General features: G+C 61.9%; 17 protein-coding genes. 8 read left to right on the top strand and 9 right to left on the bottom strand.

Annotated elements, in window-relative coordinates:
- Nucleotides 1-72: 72 nt before the first annotated feature.
- Nucleotides 73-447, top strand: a complete 375-nt coding sequence (locus tag ACREYQ_RS13495) for a PHA-granule associated protein 4 (protein ID WP_432258086.1) — start codon at nucleotides 73-75, stop codon at nucleotides 445-447.
- Between the two features lie 107 nt (nucleotides 448-554).
- Nucleotides 555-827, top strand: a complete 273-nt coding sequence (locus tag ACREYQ_RS13500) for a helix-turn-helix domain-containing protein (protein WP_432258087.1) — start codon at nucleotides 555-557, stop codon at nucleotides 825-827.
- Between the two features lie 1,238 nt (nucleotides 828-2,065).
- On the opposite strand, the gene ACREYQ_RS13505 is transcribed toward ACREYQ_RS13500, so the two are convergent.
- Together ACREYQ_RS13505 and ACREYQ_RS13510 are read right to left on the bottom strand one after the other, a co-directional pair.
- A complete protein-coding gene (locus tag ACREYQ_RS13505; RefSeq protein WP_432258088.1) occupies nucleotides 2,066-2,692 on the bottom strand; it encodes a hypothetical protein in 627 nt (208 codons plus the stop codon).
- A 1,027-nt stretch (nucleotides 2,693-3,719) separates the two neighbouring features.
- The gene (locus ACREYQ_RS13510; RefSeq protein ID WP_432258089.1) at nucleotides 3,720-4,289 is read right to left on the bottom strand and encodes a hypothetical protein; all 570 of its coding nucleotides are present in this window, start codon (nucleotides 4,287-4,289) and stop codon (nucleotides 3,720-3,722) included.
- Between the two features lie 570 nt (nucleotides 4,290-4,859).
- On the opposite strand from ACREYQ_RS13510, the gene ACREYQ_RS13515 reads away from it, so the two are divergent.
- Nucleotides 4,860-5,693 carry a hypothetical protein gene (locus ACREYQ_RS13515; protein WP_432258090.1) on the top strand — a complete coding sequence of 278 codons (834 nt, stop codon included), beginning with the start codon at nucleotides 4,860-4,862 and terminating at the stop codon, nucleotides 5,691-5,693.
- 577 nt (nucleotides 5,694-6,270) lie between these two features.
- On the opposite strand, the gene ACREYQ_RS13520 is transcribed toward ACREYQ_RS13515, so the two are convergent.
- Complete coding sequence (locus tag ACREYQ_RS13520; protein WP_432258091.1) at nucleotides 6,271-6,549, bottom strand: hypothetical protein; 279 nt, start codon at nucleotides 6,547-6,549, stop codon at nucleotides 6,271-6,273.
- A 280-nt stretch (nucleotides 6,550-6,829) separates the two neighbouring features.
- On the opposite strand from ACREYQ_RS13520, the gene ACREYQ_RS13525 reads away from it, so the two are divergent.
- Both ACREYQ_RS13525 and ACREYQ_RS13530 read left to right on the top strand, forming a co-directional pair.
- Nucleotides 6,830-7,375 carry a hypothetical protein gene (locus ACREYQ_RS13525; RefSeq protein WP_432258092.1) on the top strand — a complete coding sequence of 182 codons (546 nt, stop codon included), beginning with the start codon at nucleotides 6,830-6,832 and terminating at the stop codon, nucleotides 7,373-7,375.
- A 699-nt stretch (nucleotides 7,376-8,074) separates the two neighbouring features.
- Nucleotides 8,075-8,656, top strand: a complete 582-nt coding sequence (locus tag ACREYQ_RS13530; protein ID WP_432258093.1) for a DUF1294 domain-containing protein — start codon at nucleotides 8,075-8,077, stop codon at nucleotides 8,654-8,656.
- A 56-nt stretch (nucleotides 8,657-8,712) separates the two neighbouring features.
- Here ACREYQ_RS13530 and ACREYQ_RS13535 read toward each other — a convergent pair whose 3' ends face one another.
- Nucleotides 8,713-10,170, bottom strand: coding sequence for a tyrosine-type recombinase/integrase (locus ACREYQ_RS13535; RefSeq protein WP_432258094.1), 1,458 nt, complete (start codon nucleotides 10,168-10,170; stop codon nucleotides 8,713-8,715).
- Between the two features lie 714 nt (nucleotides 10,171-10,884).
- Between ACREYQ_RS13535 and ACREYQ_RS13540 the strand changes: the two genes are divergently transcribed.
- The 3 genes from ACREYQ_RS13540 (at nucleotide 10,885) to ACREYQ_RS13550 (ending at nucleotide 15,873) form a co-directional block, all read left to right on the top strand.
- Nucleotides 10,885-11,934, top strand: coding sequence for a glycosyltransferase family 9 protein (locus ACREYQ_RS13540; RefSeq protein ID WP_432258095.1), 1,050 nt, complete (start codon nucleotides 10,885-10,887; stop codon nucleotides 11,932-11,934).
- A gap of 533 nt (nucleotides 11,935-12,467) precedes the next feature.
- Nucleotides 12,468-14,153 carry an aspartate-alanine antiporter gene (gene aspT, locus ACREYQ_RS13545; protein ID WP_432258096.1) on the top strand — a complete coding sequence of 562 codons (1,686 nt, stop codon included), beginning with the start codon at nucleotides 12,468-12,470 and terminating at the stop codon, nucleotides 14,151-14,153.
- Between the two features lie 94 nt (nucleotides 14,154-14,247).
- Nucleotides 14,248-15,873, top strand: a complete 1,626-nt coding sequence (locus ACREYQ_RS13550) for a bifunctional aspartate transaminase/aspartate 4-decarboxylase (protein WP_432258097.1) — start codon at nucleotides 14,248-14,250, stop codon at nucleotides 15,871-15,873.
- 59 nt (nucleotides 15,874-15,932) lie between these two features.
- Here ACREYQ_RS13550 and hutG read toward each other — a convergent pair whose 3' ends face one another.
- The 5 genes from hutG to hutU are packed head-to-tail and all read right to left on the bottom strand — an operon-like array spanning nucleotide 15,933 to nucleotide 21,731.
- Nucleotides 15,933-16,745 carry an N-formylglutamate deformylase gene (gene hutG, locus ACREYQ_RS13555; protein ID WP_432258098.1) on the bottom strand — a complete coding sequence of 271 codons (813 nt, stop codon included), beginning with the start codon at nucleotides 16,743-16,745 and terminating at the stop codon, nucleotides 15,933-15,935.
- Nucleotides 16,746-16,778: 33 nt separating this feature from the next.
- The gene (locus ACREYQ_RS13560; RefSeq protein WP_432258099.1) at nucleotides 16,779-18,185 is read right to left on the bottom strand and encodes a formimidoylglutamate deiminase; all 1,407 of its coding nucleotides are present in this window, start codon (nucleotides 18,183-18,185) and stop codon (nucleotides 16,779-16,781) included.
- A complete protein-coding gene (gene hutI / locus ACREYQ_RS13565; protein WP_432258100.1) occupies nucleotides 18,182-19,435 on the bottom strand; it encodes an imidazolonepropionase in 1,254 nt (417 codons plus the stop codon). The genes ACREYQ_RS13560 and hutI overlap by 4 nt, the downstream gene beginning before the upstream one ends.
- A complete protein-coding gene (locus ACREYQ_RS13570; protein WP_432258101.1) occupies nucleotides 19,432-20,034 on the bottom strand; it encodes a HutD/Ves family protein in 603 nt (200 codons plus the stop codon). The genes hutI and ACREYQ_RS13570 overlap by 4 nt, the downstream gene beginning before the upstream one ends.
- Nucleotides 20,031-21,731 (bottom strand): urocanate hydratase, encoded by a 1,701-nt coding sequence (gene hutU / locus ACREYQ_RS13575; RefSeq protein ID WP_432258102.1) that lies wholly within the window; start codon nucleotides 21,729-21,731, stop codon nucleotides 20,031-20,033. The genes ACREYQ_RS13570 and hutU overlap by 4 nt, the downstream gene beginning before the upstream one ends.
- Nucleotides 21,732-21,742 lie beyond the last annotated feature (11 nt).

Consider the following 21,742-nt stretch of genomic DNA (forward strand, 5'->3'; position numbering starts at 1 on the left):
TCCTGCCAGCGCGCGTGGGTGCGTTCTTCCTCTAAACTGCGTTGGCGTTGCCACATAGCGATGGAGGAAAGAATGGCGACAGCTCGAGCTGGAACCAGAGGGGAGGCACTGAAGCTCCTGGATACAGAGGGAGTAACGGTGGTCGAGTTGGACTACGAGTCAGGTTGGCAAGACGCAATCGAGCTCGGCCGGCTTGGCGACAAGCGCGGAATACGCGTCGAATATCGCGGTCACGAAAACATCGCGGTCAAATCGCGGGCGGCGTTGATTGCTGGCCTCAAGCGCCGGAAGGCGACGTTCCGGCAGCGAAACCTGTACTGCCAGTTCAATTTAGACAGGTTGACAGCTAATGACCTGGCGGCATTGGAAGCGAAGGCAAGCCATCTTGGGGACTACATTCTCGCGGGGCACCTGCTGCGGGAAGTCGATGCAGAGTGGACCGAATAGCGGTGCTACGACACACCTCCCATTGGGGCATAAGGTCGTGAACGGGCTCAATTTGAACAGTATCAGAATCCGGACACTACACTTCGGATAGTGGATGGAGAGAACGAATGGCTCTTACACATCGCCCCACCGCCGAGGTACCCGAGGACACACTGCTGACAATTGCAGAGGCAGCCGCCCGGTTGGAATTCAGCCGTCCGTACGTGTTCAAGCTGTGTGACGCAGGGAAGCTCGGTGAAATCGTTGTGATTGAATACGGGCATCGGCGCATCCATGCATCTGCGCTGGATGCTTACGCGGCCGCACGCACCAAGCAGAAGGAGGGTGCGCCCTCACCCCGTGACGCCGGCGTCGACGCGGGGCTCTATGACTATCCCTGAGGGGCACTTCAAGTCTTCTGGGCAATGGGAATGAGACCGCGCAAGAGGCTGGCAACGCCTCTACCCCTACCGTCAGACGGCTTGCCCGCGCCTTCCGAGCCTCCGGCTGTCGCAGATATTGAGTCTCGTTGCCGTCCGCGCTACGAGCTGGCCGCCCTCATGGCAGAAATGCCGAATGGTCTGCCACGCGTTACAGGCTGGGACGAAATGCCACCTGTCGGTCTCGAGAATGACCGATGAGCATCCAGTTTCCTTCCGGGAATTGAATGCAAGGCGAATAGGCCGCTCATCCCGGCATCGCTGGCGAGAGTACCGACAAGGTGCCGGCCGTGATTGCCGAAATTCGCCCGCTCGGTTTCTTCGAGAAACTTCGGAGCAGTGTCACCATCCCCTCCGATTACATGCCGGCCGCAGCTTCGCAATTGACCGCTGCAGACCCAAACTTGACAAATTTTTGGCGGTTAGTTTCCCCGGGGAAACTCGGCGTGCAGCGCGTAGCCTGCTATGTTGACGACGTCGCCACCAGCCACCTGCCATGGCAAGCCCCAATTTGCCAAAATTTGCGCGGCCGGTTTCCCCGGAGAAACTTCGATAGGGCGTCGCCGCGCCGTCAGGTTGCATGCGGGCTGCTGCGCCAAACCAGGCCATCACAGACCCAGATTTGGCAAATTTTTGGCGATAAGTTTCCCCGGGGAAACTTGATGCGCATGGAGCAGCCCCAACGCTGATGACGTTGCCAGTGAGCCACCGGCCATGGCAAGCCTCGATTTGGCGAAATTTGTGCGATTTGTTTCCCCGGGGAAACTGAAGGCCCGGAACGGCTGTCCGGCCCTTTTCCATGTCTGTTCACAGTTGCTGAGCGGGCAGCTAGGCCGTGAGAAGTGGCGACCCTCCCGGGGTGGGATGCGGTCGCCATGCAATCAAACATCAAGTCCCTGTAGCCTTTCAGTGTCGTGTCGCGTCAGTCTGGCGGCATTCTGCCGCTGCCCGTAAGCGCAGTGCCTCGAGGTAGGTCGCTTTGAACAATGGGACGCCGGCAAGTGGCGATGCGTTACCTGTTAGTCTCACCTCGGCGTCTGGGGCAGCGCCGAGCATGCAGCGCAAGGCCTCGAAGAACTCCCTGGCCTCAGCCTCGCCGCCAGCCTCAACAACTGCAATGGCGGTGCCCCTGTCTGAGCTCGTGACGAGGTAGTACTCGCAATCTCTTGCACAGGGTAGTCCTGCGGATGCTCTGGAGCTCATTTAGGCTCCCTGCCTGCCGAGACAGTCCTGCGAATTGCCTGCAGGCAGTATTCCGACGGCACCACTAATGACACGCTCACGTCGCTAACAGCAACATTACCGTCCAGGCTAGGAATCGTTTCCAGCCTGGTAACAGCAAAAGTCGTAGCACGCCTCTCGTCGAACGTCGTGGCCATGCTCGCGCAACGCTGCACCTGGCACATCTCCACCAGCGGCACGATGTGGGGCCATGGCAGACGGTTATGCAGCACGACTGAGTCATCCTCGCCCTGCCTACCGAGCATCACCTGTATGGGTTGCGACTCTAGCGACCGGAAATACAATTCGACTGCTGGCTCGTACTGTGGCAGCAGGAATCGGTGCTGACTGCCGCCCAACTGATGAGTGAGTACAGCGTAGTGACCGCCGGATGGCCCGACGAACCCGGTCAGACGGATGGCAACCTCGCCGCTATTGCGAACAATTGTGTCCACCATCCGTGCCGACGCGTCGCCACACAAGCACCAGCCGTCGAGGGGACCTGGCAAACCAGGATGATTGCGAGTGGCCGCTCTTACCTCGCACGGCGACATCAGCCTTGCCGTGCTTATTAAAGCCCCACAAACGGTCGGTTCAAAGTTCATTTTATGTCCTCATGAGAACGCCGAATTGGCGCTCTTCGTATAGCAACCGAGGACTTCAGCGACACCAAGCATCCGGTAGTCACAAAAAAGAAGTAATTCTATTTAGTCTATTTACGTTTGTTTGTATTTGGTTTCATTAGAGGCATCAAAAAGGTGTTGCAATTAATAAGTCGTTTCGCTATAGTCCAAACACGTTAGCGATGACTACTCGAAATCTGATTAATCGGCCTAGAGAGTTAAGTTATCTGACGGATTTACCACCGAATAGGTGGCTTGTAGAAAAACCATGCGTCAGCATGGAGTGCCTGGCTGTTATACAGGCTTTTGCCACCGAATAGGTGGCTTGCAGTACCAACCCCGCGTCAGCGAGGATAGCTCGAAAGAGCACGCCTGGCCGTCATGCAGGCTTTTGCCACCGAATAGGTGGCTTGCAGTACCAACCCCGCGTCAGCGGGGATAGCTCGAGAGAGCATGCCTGGCCGTTATGCAGGCTTTTGCCACCGAATAGGTGGCTTGCAGTACCAACCCCGCGTCAGCGGGGATAGCTCGAGAGCGTGTGTTTATGTCTAGGCACACCTTCCCTGCGCAAACAGGTTAGCAGTACCATTCCCCGCGTTAGCGGGGATAGCACCACCACCCGCGTCAGCGGGTATCACGATACCGACCACTGTTTAGATGACTGTGGTCGGTATCGCTCCTTCATCTCACCCTTCTAGTAGGCCTCCTACCCGGCATTGGTGACGGCAACGGCGTAACCGTTCCTATCCCTCATCGCTGGACTGCACAGCTTTGCGGTAGCGGCTGTCGAATGCGGACCATGCGACCCTGTCATCGCCCGCCATCCTTGAGACGTCTTGGATGATTCTCCCGAATGCCACCAGCCCCTCATTTTAATAGGCGCGTCGCAACATACCCAGGGTCAACGCGACAAATTCGTCAGCCTTCTCTTCGGTCAGCATCGTCTCGCTCCTTCAGCTTTAAACATTGCGGATTCCCAAAGAAATCATTCTGTCCCTGGTTCCTGCAATCATTCTTGCTCCAACGCATCCCTCCAGTGGTCCGCGATTTCCTCAAATGTTTGAATCGCGTCCGGGATTGCCTTGAGGTATGAGAGCGCGAACCATTCGCGCTCGGTGCACCACCAAGTCCGTTCCGACAAGTCGTCAAGGAACAACTCCCAGTCCTCTTGCTTAGCGAATACGTCGGTACGCCAGTTCTCGGGCGTGATGAATTTGAGTTCGACGGCCTTCGTCACAATTTGCAGCACATATTCTGCGCGGAGGTCGCTGTTCTTCTCCTCGATTTTCTTATAGCTCTTGATGGGGGACCAATCCATTCGTAGACCACCCAGTTCTCCAGAGAAAAGGTGCCGGGTTCGCTCGCTGGCTGGTGAATCAGGGGCAATCACAGACGTTGCAGGGACGTACGGGTATGACATTTTTAAACCTTCAAAGGAAATCTTTGTCGTGAGGCGACGCCGGTCGCGTAGCTTCTCAGGATATGGAATACCGCCGGCTCGACCAGCATATCGGCATCTGCGGCGCAAACTTGAGGCATGGCCAGGAACTATTCGGGCACTGGATTTCAATTCCTTCACCAACCGCTTCCGGCCGAGACCAGTGGCTGGGCTCCAGAAGTACCGGGGGACTTTCGGCCCCGCTCCGTCTATGACAATAGACAACGTACATAGCAGTACGCATCTCGTCGAACGTCGTCGCTACGCTCGCGCAGCTCCGGGCTCGGCGCACCAACTGCAAGCGGCCATTACGCACGATGGCATCGACCATCCTCCGCTGAAGCGTCGCGACATAGACACCAACCACTCAGCGTCCCGGTGAGGCCGGCCCTCATGCTTAGTGGTGGCCGCCCTAGAAAGTCCATTTCTGTGTGCTTGCAAACATTTGACGGATGTCTTAATCACTCTTCCAAAACAAAATAAATCAGGAGGAATGGTTTTTTGGAGAAGGCGAGGAAAAAGCCAAGATTCCCTACAGCCGCCCACCCCAAAATCCAACGCAATTGAATCAAGCTAATTGCATTAGGCTATATTTGTATTAATTTGGCAGGCGAAAAGTCATATTGCATCCTCAGAGACAGGCGCCTAGAATTCCTCACGCTAATTACGCTTTCATGACATTCACCACCAAATTAATCATACAATTAATCGATGGACAAAATTTCTCTCGGCAAATCCAGTGTCGACACAACATATTTCTACGGCGGTGTAACCGGTGGGGGCGCTTACGGGCCGGGCATATGCGAAAAGGTCGTTGGCATATCGGCGAGCGGCAAGCTTACGGTGAAGCGCCTACCATTTCACGACAATCGTAGCGGCAGTAAACGCAGCGGTTCGCTCGATTATGAACTGACTGGCGACGGCGTATATCGTGCCTATGCCTATGCAGACTCGAATCGCAGCGAGGGCCCTGAGTTCTTTTTTGAGTTGGAGGGTTATGCACTCAAGGAGTTGAATCGCCAAGAACTGGACGAGCGTCTGCGCGCACTGAGCCCGGATAGCTTCGCAATAGCCGAACATGCTCAACGCAAAGTCGCTCGCCGAAGGGAACTACTGCCAGTGGTTCAGGCAGAAGTCCACGATTTCGCCGCCGCTGGAGAACGACTGGAGGTAACGAAGGTTGACGTCGACGACCAATTGCAATTGAGCCGCCTCACGGTCACCAGGTACCAATCCTGCGGACATTTCGACGAAATCTCAGTGAATACCATGAACCAGCTCATCACTCACCTCTCCGCACCATCGCTTCCCTGCACGTACTGCGAGGCACACGCGGAGAAGATGCGAGCTGCCGATGAGACGATAAAGCGGCTGCAGGACACGGCCTCGGCGAAGAATCTGCCGACGCTGTCTGGCTCGCCGAGACAAATCAAATGGGCGCTCGAAATCCGAGATAATTTTTGGCAGAAGAATCCGGGAAATCCACTACTCAAACGCGCAACTACTGCGAAATATTGGATTGAGAACCGCGAAAGCTTAAAGTAAATGTTCCTTTCTCAGAAGACCGCTGAGGGGCCGGCCTAGGTCGGGGGCTATCTGCATCTTCGCCGAGAACTTGAGCCACATTTACAGCCCCTTCCGGCGACTGAGCTTCAGGCCTCGGTCACCATCCGCCGCCTAGCAGCACGAAGGCGCGAATCCATAAACCATGAAATCGGCCTCACCCCAGGTAATCCTCCTGCCGATGGACGGGCCGGCAGCGTAAGCCATGAGCGACCGCCTCGGTGGCCTAACTCGTTGATTTTTCAGGATTGGCCGTTTCAACGCAAAAAATCAAAAGCAAACGGCCAATGCTCAATTAGGCACTTCGCGGGTATCTCGCATATCGAAGGCCTTTTCGGCCGGGAAAGCATAGACGGTGAAAGACAGCGCGAATGCCGTGACACGCATCTTTTGCACCATTGGCAATCGCCTGCGCCCGTTCACTCGACCTTGAGCCTACCGTCCGGCTTGCCGTGTGAAGCGTGATGTGCTGTGCAGCCGGCAGGGGAACGGTGCGCGGAGAAGCCCATTACATGGCCTAGCAACGCCGGCCGCCTCACCACGGCTTCCCGGCATCGCCTCATGTTTGGCAACTTTTGACCACTAAGTTTCTCCGGAGAAACTTTTGCGCACCGTATCGCCGATAACGCTGGCCACTTATCAAAGCTTGGCGGCACAACCTCGCCGTTTGGCAAATTTTGACCGAAAAGTTTCCCCGGGGAAACTTTTTGCCCAGCGCATCGCCGACAACGCCGGCCGCCTCGCCAGGGCTTTCGGGAACCCCGCGTTTGGCAACTTTTGACCAATAAGTTTCTCCGGAGAAACTTTTTGCCCAGCGCATCGCCGATACGCTGGCCATTCACCAAAACTTCGCGGGACCTCGCTTCTTGGCAACTTTCAACCAATTAGTTTCTCCGGAGAAACTTTTTAACGCCGCGCGTCACCGTACCGGTCCCGGAGGTCATGGAGCGTTGAGTCCGGTGCCGCTGGTTTTCAAGCGGCGAAATATAGCGCTCTGTCAGGCGCAGTTTGCATTTACTCGAATTTGCGATGCGTCATATCTGAATGAAAATCACTATCACCGAAATTAAAAAGCAAGTTACCTACACTTTCTTTAAACCACGATACTTGAATAACCCATGAAGAATCCGGATTCAAAAATATTTGTGAGCAACGAGCCGGCACATCGGTATATCACCATCCCGCGTGCCACCAATGACACTTCCACCATGGCTGTGGCAGGAGCACAGAATGACGTCTTACCGCCTGTCAATACGCGCGACCTCACCCCTGACTATCTGGAAGCGCTCCTGCTGCGTCACGGGAACTCATTAGCGGATAGCGAGGACCAGGCATCCCCCTTCGCGCTACTGCTGGAGTTACTTGACTACGCAGCTTGGGATGCCGGTTTAGACCGAGACGCGTCACTCACAGAACGCTGTACCGCGTTAGCGGCATTTGGTCGAGACTGGAGCAACCAATTTGGCTGTACGGTATCTGAGCATGCTGACGGCTCCAAGCGCGTCCTGTGGGGCTATGGTGACGTCTACACCTGGTGCAGTCTTGGGGATGTTTTGGAAGCCGTGGAGAACGGGAACCGGAGTCCACGCTGGTATGACCGCGAGTGGATTATGGTGGAGGTTAACGGTCGCTGGGTTCACAAAGGCTCGTTGGAACGCCGGTAGTCCACACCTTGCCGAAGCGTGGACGTCTGGCCACCACCATCAATGCCCCTGGACAGGGGCATTCTTTCCGGAAAGTAACCAGGACAAAGCTGGTTTTCCTAGAGTAATGCGCGGACAGCGCCACCGAAACCTTCCTAGCTGCTTTGGCTGTGTCGCTCACATCGAACTGCAGGGTCACTAAGACGCAACGGGTCGGCGAACAATGGCGAAAAACCACCAAGGGCTACCGTTGCCAGCAGCCGCCAACCAGGTCCGGCGCTTGCCCCGTTCAGGCGAGGCCGTGGCCCGCAGGATTGCGGCGGATTACCACGACGCGCGAGGATGCAAATCAGACGACCGGACGCCACCGGAAGCCTTTGCTGAGCATGCAGTCATTGCCGCGCCTTGTTCGCTTGGCGCCAGCTTATTGAGCCGCACTTGATACCGGCATTCGGCTAGCGCCGTAGCGGCTTCCTTTAGGTCGACACCGGAGAATTCATCGCGAAGTTCGTTGGCTAGTGGTGCTGCCAAGCCGCGCTGTGCCGATACGCCGCTCATGATGCGCGAGCAACGAATGGCGCCGTCGCCTAATCGGTCATCGAGCGTCCGCGAAGAGCGCGTATCTGGGCGCCTGAGCCCGGCAACCCGAAACGCCAAAGCCTGACTAACGCGCGTGGCTTTGCTTACACTTGCTGCCGTCGACAACTCGAAACCAAGAACATGAAAAAGGCGGGGCGAATCAAATCCTGGAAGGCCGATAATGGCTACGGCTTCATCGATGTTCATGCGGACGTCAAAGATGTCTTCTTCCATGTCACCGCCGTGCAGACGCGCTCCGTCCAGCCGAAGCCGGGTGACCGCGTCAGCTTCGAGCTCGTCAAAGGCAAGGACGGTCGGATGCAGGCGCTCAACATCGCAATCGTCGGCGCGCCGAAGTCAACCGCCGGCGCAGACGCAAACTGGTTACCGGCACTCATTGGCCTGGTTGCCTTGGCGGTCATGGTCGGCGGCGCCCTTGGCGGCTTTCTCCCCCGCCAGGTTGGCATCGTCAGCCTCCTCGCCAGCATCCTCGCGTTCCTCGCCTACAAGGTCGACAAGACGCGCGCCAGCCGCAACACATGGCGCATTTCTGAGGCCACCCTGCATTTGTTTGCGCTCTGCGGTGACTGGCCGGGCGCGCTTGCCGCTCAATACCTCCTGCGACATAAGAATCGGAAGCAGGAATTTCATGTCACCTTCTGGAGCACTGTCGCCTTGAATAGCGGCGCAATCGTGCTATGGAGAACGCTCGCCTCGGCATGATGCGGCCCGTTGCGCCAAGGCAATCAACCTATGGTGCGCCACAAGAGCAGCCAGTTCTACTCCTCCAGCGCAAGGCGCTGTAGCTCACGCTCTTCGTTGCCCGCGCTGAGATTCAATAGCCGAAGGTTCTCCGGGTCGTTCTCTTTTAGGATAGCCATCGTGCGCTCAGACATCGGTGCTCTACTCGCCAATTCAAGCAAGAAGTTCGCTGCCAAATTGGCGGCCGCGCGCAGCTTGGACAGTTCGTTCTGAACATAGCGTCGCGTAATGGCATCTTGCGTTATTGCCATACCCTCCTTTGATACTGCCCATTTGTGTGTCAACAGAGCTCCCACCTTGCGCATGTTGTCGTTGAAGCAGAGGGCGCTGACAGTAGCAAACGTTCGACGAAGGTCCTGCGCTGTTGCCTTGAAATTGAACTCTGCGGATACCGCTTTCATCGCATCGCTCAACCGGCTTTGGTGTGGGTACACTGAGCCACCGTGAGCAGGAAAAACATATCCGCCATCGTCCGCAGCGCGCCTGACGCGGCGCTTCTTGAGCAATTCAATTACAAAATCACTAAGCGGCAGGATTCCTGTGAAGCCCTTCCAACCCACCTGATTCGGTTGGACGAAACAAAACCCGTTGTCCAAATCAATTTGGTCCCAGCGGAGACCGAGACCGCCGAGCAGACGAGTTCCGGTCATCGTAAGCAGGAGCACTGCCTCTTTCGAGTCTTCCCTTGTGAGATGTGCATCTATCGCGTCAAAGAATTTGGGAAGATTCACAGTATCGACGTGCGTCGACTTTTTGGGCAGGCTCGGAAGCGTACGGAGGTAGCGAACGTTATTAATTGGGTTCCAATCGAGCACTTTAAGCGCGACGCCGACCCCATATACTCCAGAGATGATGCTCTGGCAGTTGCGAGCTTTTGCCAGACTGCGCTTCCGAATTGCAGCGAAAAGTGCTTGCCACTGCATGACCTCTGTTTCCGCCAATACCCATTCTGACGGTGGCTTTGGATATTCCTTCTCGTCAAGGATGCGGGTGCGCAGATACGTGTTGAAGACCTTCTCGTAGTCCCTCTTCGTGCTTTCCACCAGCCCTTGGTCGCGCTTCGTCATGCGGTGCTCGAGGTAAAACTTGAATCCATCTTCCAAGGTCCCGAACTTCGCCCTGTTGTTATCCGCATGTCGCTCCGAATCGGTTTTCGCAGCGTCAAGCTTTATTCGCGCAACAAGCGCCTTCGCTTGCTCGTAGTCGAGCGTCAACTTGCCATCGCCATCCTGCGGCACTGCCCGAAACTTGAGCGTTCCCTCGTTGGGCTTGCCATCCTTACCCCGGAATCGGTAATACCAGACTGCCCGCTTGGTTTCGGATACCCGAAGCTGTAGCGACGTCGGATTGGCGTCCGTTTTTCGCCCCGGCTTCTTGAATGCACCCAAAAGTGCCGCATTCGTAGCAAAGTTGACCTTCTGGGCTTGGGACTTCTCCCTCGAATTCGGTTGGTTGGCTGGCTCGGTATTCGGCATAGTTTGGTTACGTTTGCATTCCCACAATTTTCCCACAAATCTTATACGTATAGCACCGATTTGTGGGAAAAGTGACGCAAGACGTATAACTTGTTATATTTTTTAACTTAAAAATCAAATACTTATACATATCAGACTTAGCCGTGGGGTTCTCAAAATCCCCCGCCGCAAGGCGTGTCGGTTCGAGTCCGACCCCGGGCACCAGATATCCTTCCGACCCCATCCCCAAAAAGCACGGCAACAGACCCACGCAGCCTGCAATGCCGTTCAGTTAAGGTCCCAAGCGCCACCGTCATTCCCGTGCACGCGGGAATCCAGCGTCGTTCACGTCCCCTTCGGGGATGAAGTCACTGGGTCCCCGCTTTCGCGGGGACGACGGTGGTTAACTGAACGGCATTACCACGCAGCCTGGCTCTGTCTCGTTTGCGCCGCAGCCCCCGCTGACACCACACGCCGGCTACAGCCCGGGTTCCGTAATATCTTTTTACAACCGGCTGCAACCCCGCCCAGGCACTGAAATACAATACGCCCCGGCGGGGCGCCTCCGACATGGCCATGACGGGGAGCCAGGCAGGCAATCTTGTCGACCGGTCAGCAGAGGGTGCCGAGTCCGAGCAGGCAACCCTGCCGGAACCCTGGGGCAACAGGCTGTCCGAGACCACACGTCCCCCGCCCCCCTGAACTCTGGAGCGGCCATTGCATTTGAAAAGACCGTTGACCACCGGCAAGACCCGCCCCCGCGCATTGATCATGTGCACGGGCGGGCTGGGTGATGTCGTGTGGGCCAGCGCATCGATCGACGCCCTGCGCGAAGCGTACGGCGAACATATGGAAATCGATCTGCTGGTCAAACATCGATCCGACGCCCTGTTCAAGCACGACCCCCGGGTCGCGCGCGTCCTGATCCTGCGGGGCGGCCCCCGGCTGCCGCTGCTGATCAATCCGCACAAATGGCTGATCCTGGCGCGCGCGCTGGTTCGCTACCCGTATCACCTGATCCTGGACCTGACCATCAACCGGTCGGACTTTTTTCCCAGCCTGGGCTGGCTGTTTCCCGCTGCCCACAAGGTCAAGGTCTACAAGGTCCGCCACGAGGTGGATCCGCCGGAAACACACCGGACCAAGGTCATCCAGCGCTTGCTGGCGTATTGCGTGCCCGAAGCGATCGCGCAGCGCGCCATGCCTTCGTTGCGCAGGCCCGATATCGATATCCGGGCGCGTTATGGCCTCGATCGGCCCTATATCTGCCTGCATACCGGGAACAGCTCGTTCTACCACAACAGAAAGAACACGCGCCTCTGGCCGGTGGATAAATGGATCGAGCTGCTGGAAGGCTGGCCGCGGTTTTTCCCGGGGCATAAGCCGGTCCTGATCGGCACGCCGTCCGAAGCCGAGCATATTGCGAAGATTGCCGACAAATTCCCGGATGCCATCAATCTCTGCGGAAAAACCCCGCTGCCGGAGATGATGACGCTGATCGCCGATGCCGCGCTTCTGATCGGCACGGATACCGGGCCTACCCACGTCGCGGCGGCATTCGGTACGCCGGTTGTTGCCATTTTCGGCCCGACGCTCTGGCACGTGACCGGGCCCGCGGGCGACAGTGAGCGGATTCGCATCGCGAATCCGCGGGTCGGCACCGATATCGACGACGTGCAGGTGGACCAGGTCGTAGGTGCTGCGCACGAGATGGTTCCGGACCTGGCAGGAACGGCGGCGGCGCCATGGGCCGGCGGCAACCTGGCACGGCAGCGCACGGCCTGATCCATGATTCCTTCGGCCTTCTGACGAAGGACGCCGCCGGGCGCTGGCGTCTGCCTTGCGCAGCGCTTCGGTCACCGCCGCCCAACCCGATCGGGTGAGGCGGCATCCCCCTTCCGCCCTCTTGGACTTCCCCCGCGTCGCTTCGCTCGCGCGCCGCTCACGCCACCAGCCTCACTGCCGCGCAGCCCGGCGCGCGCGTTGTTGACTGCGTTTAATTCGCCGACAAAAGCTTTCAGTACGCTGGCCGAAAAGCGGCAGTGATAATGCCTCACGCTGCATTTGCACGGTTGATGCGGCCGCGCCCTGCAAGCGCGTCACGCGGCGCCAGGCTGCGCCCGCGCGCCGCCGCGACAGCCGTGATCGCCGTGATCACCTGCTTCCCGAGGACACGCCGCGCCATGGAAACGCCCTCCGCCCTGCCCGCTCCGCACCCTTAGTCCTGCGCCGCCTGGTCCTGCACCGAAATTCCCACCACCCAAGCAATCCGATGCAACGACTCACCCAACCCGCACCACTCGCTTCAGGAGCCCTCGATGGAATGGTTGCATGAGATTTTCCAGAAGTCGCCCGAATCTGCGCTCTTCCTCGCGCTGTCAGTCGGCTACGCCATCGGCAAGATCACGTTCGGGCGTTTCCAGCTGGGCGGCGTGGCAGGTTCGCTGCTCGCCGCGGTGGTGATCAGCCAGGTCGGCGTCGAGATCGACAACGGCGTCAAGGCCGTGATGTTCGCGGTCTTCATCTACGCCGTGGGCTATGAAAGCGGCCCGCAGTTCTTCAACTCGCTGAACCGCAGCTCGCTGCGCGAGATCGCCATGGCGGTGTTCATGGCGGTGTGCGGCCTGGTCACGGTGGTGGTGCTGGCCAAGCTGTTCCACCTCGACAAGGGCCTGGCAGCGGGCCTCGCCGCCGGCGGCATGACGCAGTCGGCCATCATCGGCACGGCGGGCGACGCCATCACCAAGCTGGGCCTGCCGCCCGACCAGGTCAAGACGATGCAGGCCAACGTGGCCATCGGCTATGCGGTGACCTATGTGTTCGGCTCGCTGGGCGCGATCATCGTGTGCGTGAACATCCTGCCGCGCCTCATGAAGTCGGACCTGAAGACCGACGCCAAGAAGATGGAAGCGCAGCTCAGCGGCGGCCTGCCGCAATTCGGCCCGGGCCAGCGCGGCGCGCTGCCGCGCCTGGTGGGCCGGATCTTCCGCGTCACGGGCGCGGCCGGCAAGACCGTCTCGCAAATCGAGATCGGCGGCGAGGACCTGGTCACGGTGGAAAAAGTGCTGCGCGGCGGCAAGCCCGTGGCGGTCGCGCAAGACCTGGTGCTGCTGGCCGACGACCTGGTGCTGCTGGTGGGCAGGCGCGACGCCATGGTGCCCACCGCCACACAGATCGGCGTGGAAGTGGCCGATGCCGACGGCATGGGCGTGGTGATGCAGTCGCGCAGCGTGGTGTTCACCGCCAAGGGCATGAACAACAAGACCGTGGCCGAGATCATCGACACGGTCGGGCGCGACATGCGCCATGGCGTGTATCTCGAGCGCATCGAGCGCTACGACCATCCGCTGCCGCTGCTGCCTGACCTCAAGCTGCAGCACGGCGACATCATCACGCTGTACGGCACCCCCGCGGACACCAGGCGTGCCGCCGAGACCGCCGGCTATGAACTGGTCCCCAGCGAGAAGACGGACTTCGTCTACTTCGGCGCCGGCGTGCTGGTGGGCTTGCTGATCGGCCTGCTGGTGTGGCGCGTGGGCTCGATCCCGCTCACGCTCGGCGCCGGCGGCGGCGCGCTGCTGTCGGGCCTGGTGTTCGGCTGGGCGCGGTCCAAGCACAAGATGTTCGGCGCGATGCCGACCGCCGCGTGCCAGTTGCTCAAGGATTTCGGCCTGGCCGCGTTCGTGGCCATCGTCGGCATCAACTCCGGCCTGCAGGCGGTGACCACGCTGCGCCAGAGCGGCCTGACCATCTTCCTGCTGGGCGCGGTGGTGACGCTGCTGCCGCTGTTCCTGACGATGCTGTTCGGCCGCTACGTGCTGAAGTACGACAACGCCGCCGTGCTGGCTGGCGCGCTGGCGGGCTCGCGCAGCGCCAACCCGGCCTTCGGCGGCATTCTCGACAAGGCCGAAAGCCCGGTGCCGACGGTGCCGTTCGCCATCACCTATGCGCTGGCCAACGTGCTGCTGACGCTGCTGGGGCCGCTGGTGGTCGGCCTCGTCTAGCGCGCGCTTCCTTCGATATCCCTCCTGCTGCGCGGGCCTTACCCCTGCCCCGGCCCGCCAGCCCAACCGACAAGCGTCTACCCAGGAGCAAGCCATGAGCAAGTTCGATATCTCCAAGCTGTCCAGCCTCTCCCCCTTCGAGCTGAAGGATGAACTGATCAAGCTGGCCAGCAGCGACGCGGAACGCCTGATGCTGAACGCCGGCCGCGGCAACCCCAACTTCCTCGCCACGGTGCCGCGCCACGGCTTCTGGCAGCTGGGCCTGTTCGCGATGCGCGAATCCGAACGCTCGTTCTCGTACATGCCGGAAGGCGTGGGCGGCTTCCCGCGCCGCGAAGGCATCGAGGAACGCTTCGACCTGTTTGCGCGCGAGTTCGCCGACACCCCGGGCGTGCAGTTCCTGGCCGGCGCGGTGTCGTACGTGCGCGACCAGCTCGGGCTGAGCGCGGGCGACTTCCTCTATGAAATGTGCGAAGGCATCCTGGCGTGCAACTACCCGGTGCCGGACCGCATGCTCAAGCTGTCGGAGATCATCGTCGGCCAGTACATCCGCAAGGAGATGATCGGCAACCATCCGTTCATCGGCGAGTTCGACCTGTTCGCAGTCGAAGGCGGCACCGCGGCCATGACCTACCTGTTCAACACCATCCGCGAGAACCACCTGCTCAAGGCCGGCGACACCATCGCGCTGGGCATGCCGATCTTCACGCCGTATATCGAGATCCCGGAGCTGAACGACTACCAGCTGGTGGAGCTGTCGGTCGACGCCGATCCCGAGTCGCGCTGGCAGTATTCGAAGAAGCAGCTCGACAAGCTGCGCGACCCGAAGGTGAAGGCCTTCTTCCTGGTCAACCCGAGCAACCCGCCGTCGGTGCGCATGAGCGACGAGAGCCTGGAATACCTGGCCGGGATCGTCAAGGAGCGCCCGGACCTGATCATCCTGACCGACGACGTCTACGGCACCTTTGCCGACAACTTCACCTCGCTGTTCGCGATGTGCCCGAAGAACACCATCCTGGTGTACTCGTTCTCGAAGTACTTCGGCGCGACCGGCTGGCGCCTGGGCGTGATCGCCACGCACCGCGACAATATCTTCGACCTGAAGATCGGCAAGCTGCCGGATGCGGATCGGCAGGAACTGAACAAGCGCTACAGCTCGATCACCACCGAGCCGCAGAAGCTCAAGTTCATCGACCGCCTGGTGGCCGACAGCCGCACGGTGGCGCTGAACCACACCGCCGGCCTGTCCACGCCGCAGCAGGTGCAGATGGTGCTGTTCTCGCTGTTCTCGCTGATGGATACGCCGGACAACTACAAGAACGCGATGAAGCGGCTCATTCGCAGCCGCAAGGCCGCGTTGTACCGCGAGATCGGCATTGCGCCGGACAGCGACGACCCGAACGCCGTCGACTACTACACCCTGCTCGACATCGAGCAGCTGGGCGGCAAGGCGATCGGGCCGGACTTTGTCAAATGGGTGCTGAACTCGGTCGAGCCGAACGAGCTGCTGTTCCAGCTGGCCGATGAGGCGGGCGTGGTGCTGCTGCCGGGCCGCGGCTTCGGCACGCGCCATCCGTCGGGGCGGGTGTCGCTGGCCAACCTGAACGAAGCCGACTACGCCAAGATCGGGCGCTCGATCCGCAAGCTGTTCGAAGCGTATGTGGAGAAGTACAACGCGGCGACGGGAAGCAAGGCCGACAAGAATGTCGTGAAGAAATAAGCCGCGCCAGCGTGCGTCGGGCCCGGCATTGCGCCGGGCCTTTTTTGTTCCGCGGGCTCTCAGCGGGACTCGACGAACGCCAGCACGGTCGCCAGCATGCCGCGCAGTGCCGGCTGCAGCGCCGTGGCCAGCGCCTCGTCATAGGCGAAGGGATAGACCTCGCTCATATACGCGCACTGCGACAGCTCCAGCTGCACCGCATGCACGCCGTCGGCCGGCTTGCCATATTGCCGGGTGATGTAGCCACCCTTGAAGCGGCCGTTGAGCACCGCGGTGTGGCCCGCAACGGCACTGGCCTGCTCCAGCAGCTGGCTGGCCAGCGCGGCATCGCAGCTGTCGCCGTTGGCCGTGCCGAGGTTGAAGTCCGGCAGCCTGCCTTCGAAGAAGCGCGGCAGCACCGAGCGGATGGAATGTGCGTCCCACAGCGCGACGGTGCCGTGCTCCGCCTTCAGCCGTGCCAGTTCCGCGGCCAGCGCCTCGTGGTACGGGCGCCAGATTGCATCGCGGCGCGCGGCGATTTCCGCATCATCAGGGCCATTTCCGTCGGCGTACACCGGCGTCTTGTCAAAGGTATCGACCGGGCACAGGCCGGTGGTGTCCTGGCCGGGATACAGGTTGGCGTTGTCGGGCGGCCGGTTCAGGTCGACCACGTAGCGCGAGTGCGTGGCCGCCAGCACCGATGCGCCCAGTTCGCGGGCGAAGTTGTAGAGGCGTTCCAGGTGCCAGTCGGTATCGGGCACGGTGCGCGCTTCGGCGGTCAGGCGCTGCGAGACCGAAGCCGGCAGGTGCGTGCCGACGTGCGGCATCGATACCAGCAACGGACGCGTGCCGCGATGCAGGGTAAAGGCGGGGGTATCGGTGGAGAAGGACATGGTCATTGCAATGCAATGGGCGTGCGCCCGGTTTCAGTCGGCCAGCAGGCTGGCGCGCGCCGCGATGAACTGGCGCCCCGCATCCGCCTGCAGCGGATGCGCGCCATGCTGCACGCGGCTGCGGCCGGCGGTGCGGACATCCGCTAGTGTCTCATGACCGTGGCAGGCAAACACATGGGTGGCCAGCGCCTGCGGCCCGTCCAGGCCCGCCAGCGTCGGATGCGTGCCGTCCAGCACGACGAAGTCGGCCTGCTGACCCACTGTCAGTCCGGCCACCGCGCGGCCCGAGGCGCGCGCGCCGCCGGCCACGGCTTCCAGGTACAAGCGGTCGGCCACCTGCGCATGCGAGTCGGATGCCAGCACGTTGCGCCGCTGCAGCCCCAGGCGCTGCCCGTATTCGAACAGGCGCAACTCCTCCGCCACGCTGACGCTGGCATGGCTGTCGGAGCCGATGCCCCATGCGCCCTGCTGCGCCAGGTAGGGCGCGGCCTCGAACACGCCGTCGCCCAGGTTGGCCTCGGTGGTCGGGCAGATGCCGGCCACCGCGCCGCTGTGCGCCAGGCGCCGGCGCTCGTCCCAGTCCATATGGGTGGCATGCACCAGGCACCAGCGCGCGTCGACCTCGGCATGATCGAACAGCCACGTCACTGGGCGCGTGCCAGACCACGCGATGCAGTCGTCGACCTCTTTCTGCTGCTCGGCGATGTGGATGTGGATGGGCGCCTGCGGGTTGATCGCCTGCAGCCCCGCCAGCGCGTGCGCCAGGCTTTCCTCCGGCACCGCGCGCAGCGAGTGCGGTGCCAGCCCGAGCCGCGCGCCGGACTGCGCGCACGCGGGGCCAAGCCGTTCCAGCAGCTTCAGCATCGCGTCGGTGTCGTGCAGGAAACGGCGCTGCCCGGCCAGCGGCGGCTTGCCGCCAAAGCCGGCGGTCTGGTACAGCACCGGCAGCAGCGTCATGCCGATGCCGGTACGCTGCGCCGCGCGCAGCAGCCGCAGCGACATCTCGGCGGCATCGGCATAGGGCTTGCCGCCGGCATCGTGATGCACGTAGTGGAACTCGCACACGCTGGTGTAGCCGGCGCGCAGCATCTCGACATAGAGCTGGGTGGCGATGGCCTCCAGCGTGTCGGGCGAAATCCGCTGCGCGAAGCGGTACATCAGCGTGCGCCAGCTCCAGAAGGAGTCGGCGCCGGCGGGGTCGTCGCCCTGCGGGCTGCTGCGGAATTCGGTCAGCCCGGCAAAGCCGCGCTGGAATGCGTGCGAGTGCAGGTTGGGCATGCCGGGCAGCACCGGGCCGGCCGCGCGCGGCACGCCGGCCTCCGGCGCGGCACCAGTCCGCACGGTGGTGAAACGGCCCTGCTCATCCCAGGCCAGCAGCACGTCGCGTGCCCAGCCGGTCGGCAGCAGCGCAAAGGGCGCGAAGAGTTGCGAGCCGCTCATGCCGAGACTCCTTCGTGTGCAACCACACGTCCCCGGCGCACCACGGTCGCGACCGGATTGCGGCCGAACCAGTAAGCCAGCTCGGCGGGCGAATCGATGCGCCAGAGCGCAAAGTCGGCCACGCGCCCTGCTTCCAGCAAGCCATGGCGATCCGCCGCGCCGAGCGCACGCGCGGCATGCACGGTCACGCCGGCCAGGGCTTCCGGCACCGTCAGGCGGAACAGCGTGCACGCCATATTCATCATCAGCAGCAGCGAAGTCACCGGCGACGTCCCCGGATTGTGATCGGTCGAGATCGCCATCGGCACGCCGTACTGGCGCAGCAGCGCGATCGGCGGCAGGTTGGTGTCGCGCAGGAAGTAGTAGGCACCGGGCAGCAGCACCGCCACCGTGCCGGCCTCTGCCATCGCCGCGACGCCGGCCTCGTCGAGATGCTCGAGGTGATCGGCGGACAAGGCGCGGTGGCGCGCGGCGAGCGCGGCGCCGCCAAGGTTGCTCAGTTGCTCGGCATGCAGCTTGACGCGCAGGCCCTGGCGCGCCGCGGCTTCGAACACGCGCCCGGTCTGCGCAAGCGAGAAGCCAATTGATTCGCAAAAGGCATCGACGGCATCGACCAGTCCTTCATCGGCGAGTGCCGGCAGCATGGTGTTGCAGACCAGGTCGATATAGTCGTCGGCACGGCCCGCGTATTCCGGCGGCAGCGCATGCGCGCCCAGGAAGGTCGTGTGGACCGAGATGCCGAAGTGCTCGCCCAGCCGGCGCGCCACGCGCAGTTGCTTGCGCTCGGCTTCGAGGTTCAGCCCGTAGCCCGACTTGATCTCGATGGCGGTGACGCCCTCGGCCAGCAGCGGCCGCAGGCGTGCGGCCGCCTGCGCGAACAGCGTGTCTTCGTCGGCGGCACGCGTGGCACGCACGGTCGAAACGATGCCGCCGCCGGCGCGCGCGATCTCTTCATAGCCGGCGCCTGCCAGCCGCATCGCGAACTCGTCGGCGCGCTGGCCGCCGTAGACCAGGTGCGTATGACAGTCGACCAGGCCCGGCGTGATCCAGGCACCGTTGGCGTCATGGCGCGGTGCGCCACGCCAGGCATCCGGCAGGTCCGCGGCGGCACCGAGCCAGGCGATGCGGCCTTGCTCGACCACCAGCGCGGCAGCACGGATCGCCCGTGCGGGATCGGCATCGGGCAGCAGGTGGCAGTTGTGCCAGACGCCGTCCGCGCTGGGCGCGGACGATACAGTGGAAAGCGTCATTGACCGGACTCCGTCTCAAGGGTGACGCACAGGCACAGGGCCGCATCCCCCACAGGTTCAAACGATGGCGTCGACGCGGAGTCGGCAGCGCCATACAGCGCCCCTTCGCCCGCTTGCAGGACCAGGCCAGCGTCGCGCGCCCGCCATGCCCCGCTGACAGCCAGCAGGCAGACAGTACGGCCGCCGGTGTCGCAGGCAAACCCCTGCCGGAAGGCTTCAACGCGCGCGCGGCAGTGGCCGCGCCGCGTCATCACATTGAAGTCACGCGTGGCACCGCCGAGCAGCGTCGACTGCAGGCCGGTATCGCCGGAGAAGGCAAACGGCTCGCCGATGCGCTCGAGGCGATGGCTGAAGCTGGCATCGTCCGCGCGCAGCGTCACGCCTGCGCCTTCGAGCAGCACGATCTGGCGGTCGATGCCGGGGAACGCCGAGAACGGGCCGTCGCGTTCGATATCGGCCACGCTCAGGCGCCAGATGAAATCATCCATGCCGGCGGCCGGTGGCCACACCGCGATCTCGCGCGTGTTGCCGCCGCCATTCTTCCAGCGCGTGGGCGCGATGTCGGCCAGCGCAAAGCGCTGTGGTTGCATCAGGCTCATGCACCCTTCACCATCGGCAGGTTCAGGCCCTTCTCGTGCGCGCAGTCGATGGCGAGTTCATAGCCCGCATCGGCATGGCGCATCACGCCGGTGGCCGGATCGTTCCACAGCACGCGCTCGATGCGCCTTGCCGCCGCATCGGTGCCGTCGCACACGATCACCACGCCGGAATGCTGCGAGAAGCCCATGCCGACGCCGCCGCCATGATGCAGGCTGACCCAGGTCGCGCCGCCCGCGGTGTTCAGCAGTGCGTTGAGCAGCGGCCAGTCCGACACCGCATCCGAGCCGTCGCGCATGGCTTCGGTCTCGCGGTTGGGCGAGGCCACCGAGCCGCAATCCAGGTGATCGCGGCCGATCACCACCGGCGCCTTGAGCTCGCCCGACTTCACCATCTCGTTGAAGGCCAGGCCGGCGCGGTGGCGCTCATCCAGGCCCACCCAGCAGATGCGCGCCGGCAGGCCCTGGAAGGCGATGCGGTCGTGCGCCATGTCGAGCCAGCGGTGCAGGTGCTTGTCCTCCGGGAACAGTTCCTTCATCTTGGCATCGGTCTTGTAGATATCCTCCGGATCGCCCGACAGCGCCACCCAGCGGAACGGGCCCTTGCCACGGCAGAACAGCGGGCGGATATAGGCCGGCACGAAGCCGGGGAAATCAAAGGCGTTCTTCACGCCCTCGTCGAACGCGACCTGGCGGATATTGTTGCCGTAGTCGACCGTCGGCACGCCCATCTTCTGGAAGTCGAGCATGGCCTGCACGTGTTTCACGATGGACGGGCGCGCGGCGGCTTCCACCGACTTGGGATCCTGCGTCCGCGCAGCTTCCCATTGTGCAACGCTCCAGCCCGCCGGCAGGTAGCCGTTGACCAGGTCGTGCGCCGAGGTCTGGTCGGTGACGATGTCCGGGCGCATGCCGCCGGCCTGCGCGCGCTTGACCAGTTCCGGCAGGATCTCGGCGGCGTTGCCGAGCAGGCCGACCGAGATCGCCTGCTTCTGCTGCGTGGCTTCGGCGATCATCGCCAGCGCCTCATCGAGCGTGGTGGCCTTCTTGTCGACATAGCGCGTGCGCAGGCGGAAATCGATGCGCGATTCCTGGCATTCGATCGCCAGCACGCAGGCACCGGCCAGCACGCCCGCCAGCGGCTGCGCGCCGCCCATGCCGCCCAGGCCCGCGGTCAGGATCCACTTGCCGGACAGGTCGCCGTTGTAGTGCTGGCGGCCGGCTTCGACAAAGGTCTCGTAGGTGCCCTGCACGATGCCCTGCGTGCCGATATAGATCCAAGAGCCCGCCGTCATCTGGCCGTACATCATCAGCCCGGCGCGGTCCAGCTCATTGAACTTGTCCCAATTGGCCCAGTGCGGCACCAGGTTGGAATTGGCGATCAGCACGCGCGGCGCGTCGGCATGGGTGCGGAACACGCCCACCGGCTTGCCCGACTGCACCAGCAGCGACTCGTCCTCGCCCAGGCGGCGCAGGCTGTCGAGGATGGCGTCGAAGCATTCCCAGTTGCGCGCGGCCTTGCCGATGCCGCCGTAGACCACCAGGTCCTGCGGGCGCTCGGCCACGTCCGGGTCGAGGTTGTTCTGGATCATGCGGTAGGCGGCTTCGATCAGCCAGTTCTTGCAATGCAGCTGGCTGCCGCGCGGCGCGCGGATCTCGCGCTGGCCGCGCTGGATGAATTGGTTTTCGTTGGCGTTCATGTCTTGTTCTC

Origin of the sequence: Cupriavidus sp. TMH.W2 (assembly GCF_050847365.1) — a bacterium.
Classification (GTDB): domain Bacteria; phylum Pseudomonadota; class Gammaproteobacteria; order Burkholderiales; family Burkholderiaceae; genus Cupriavidus.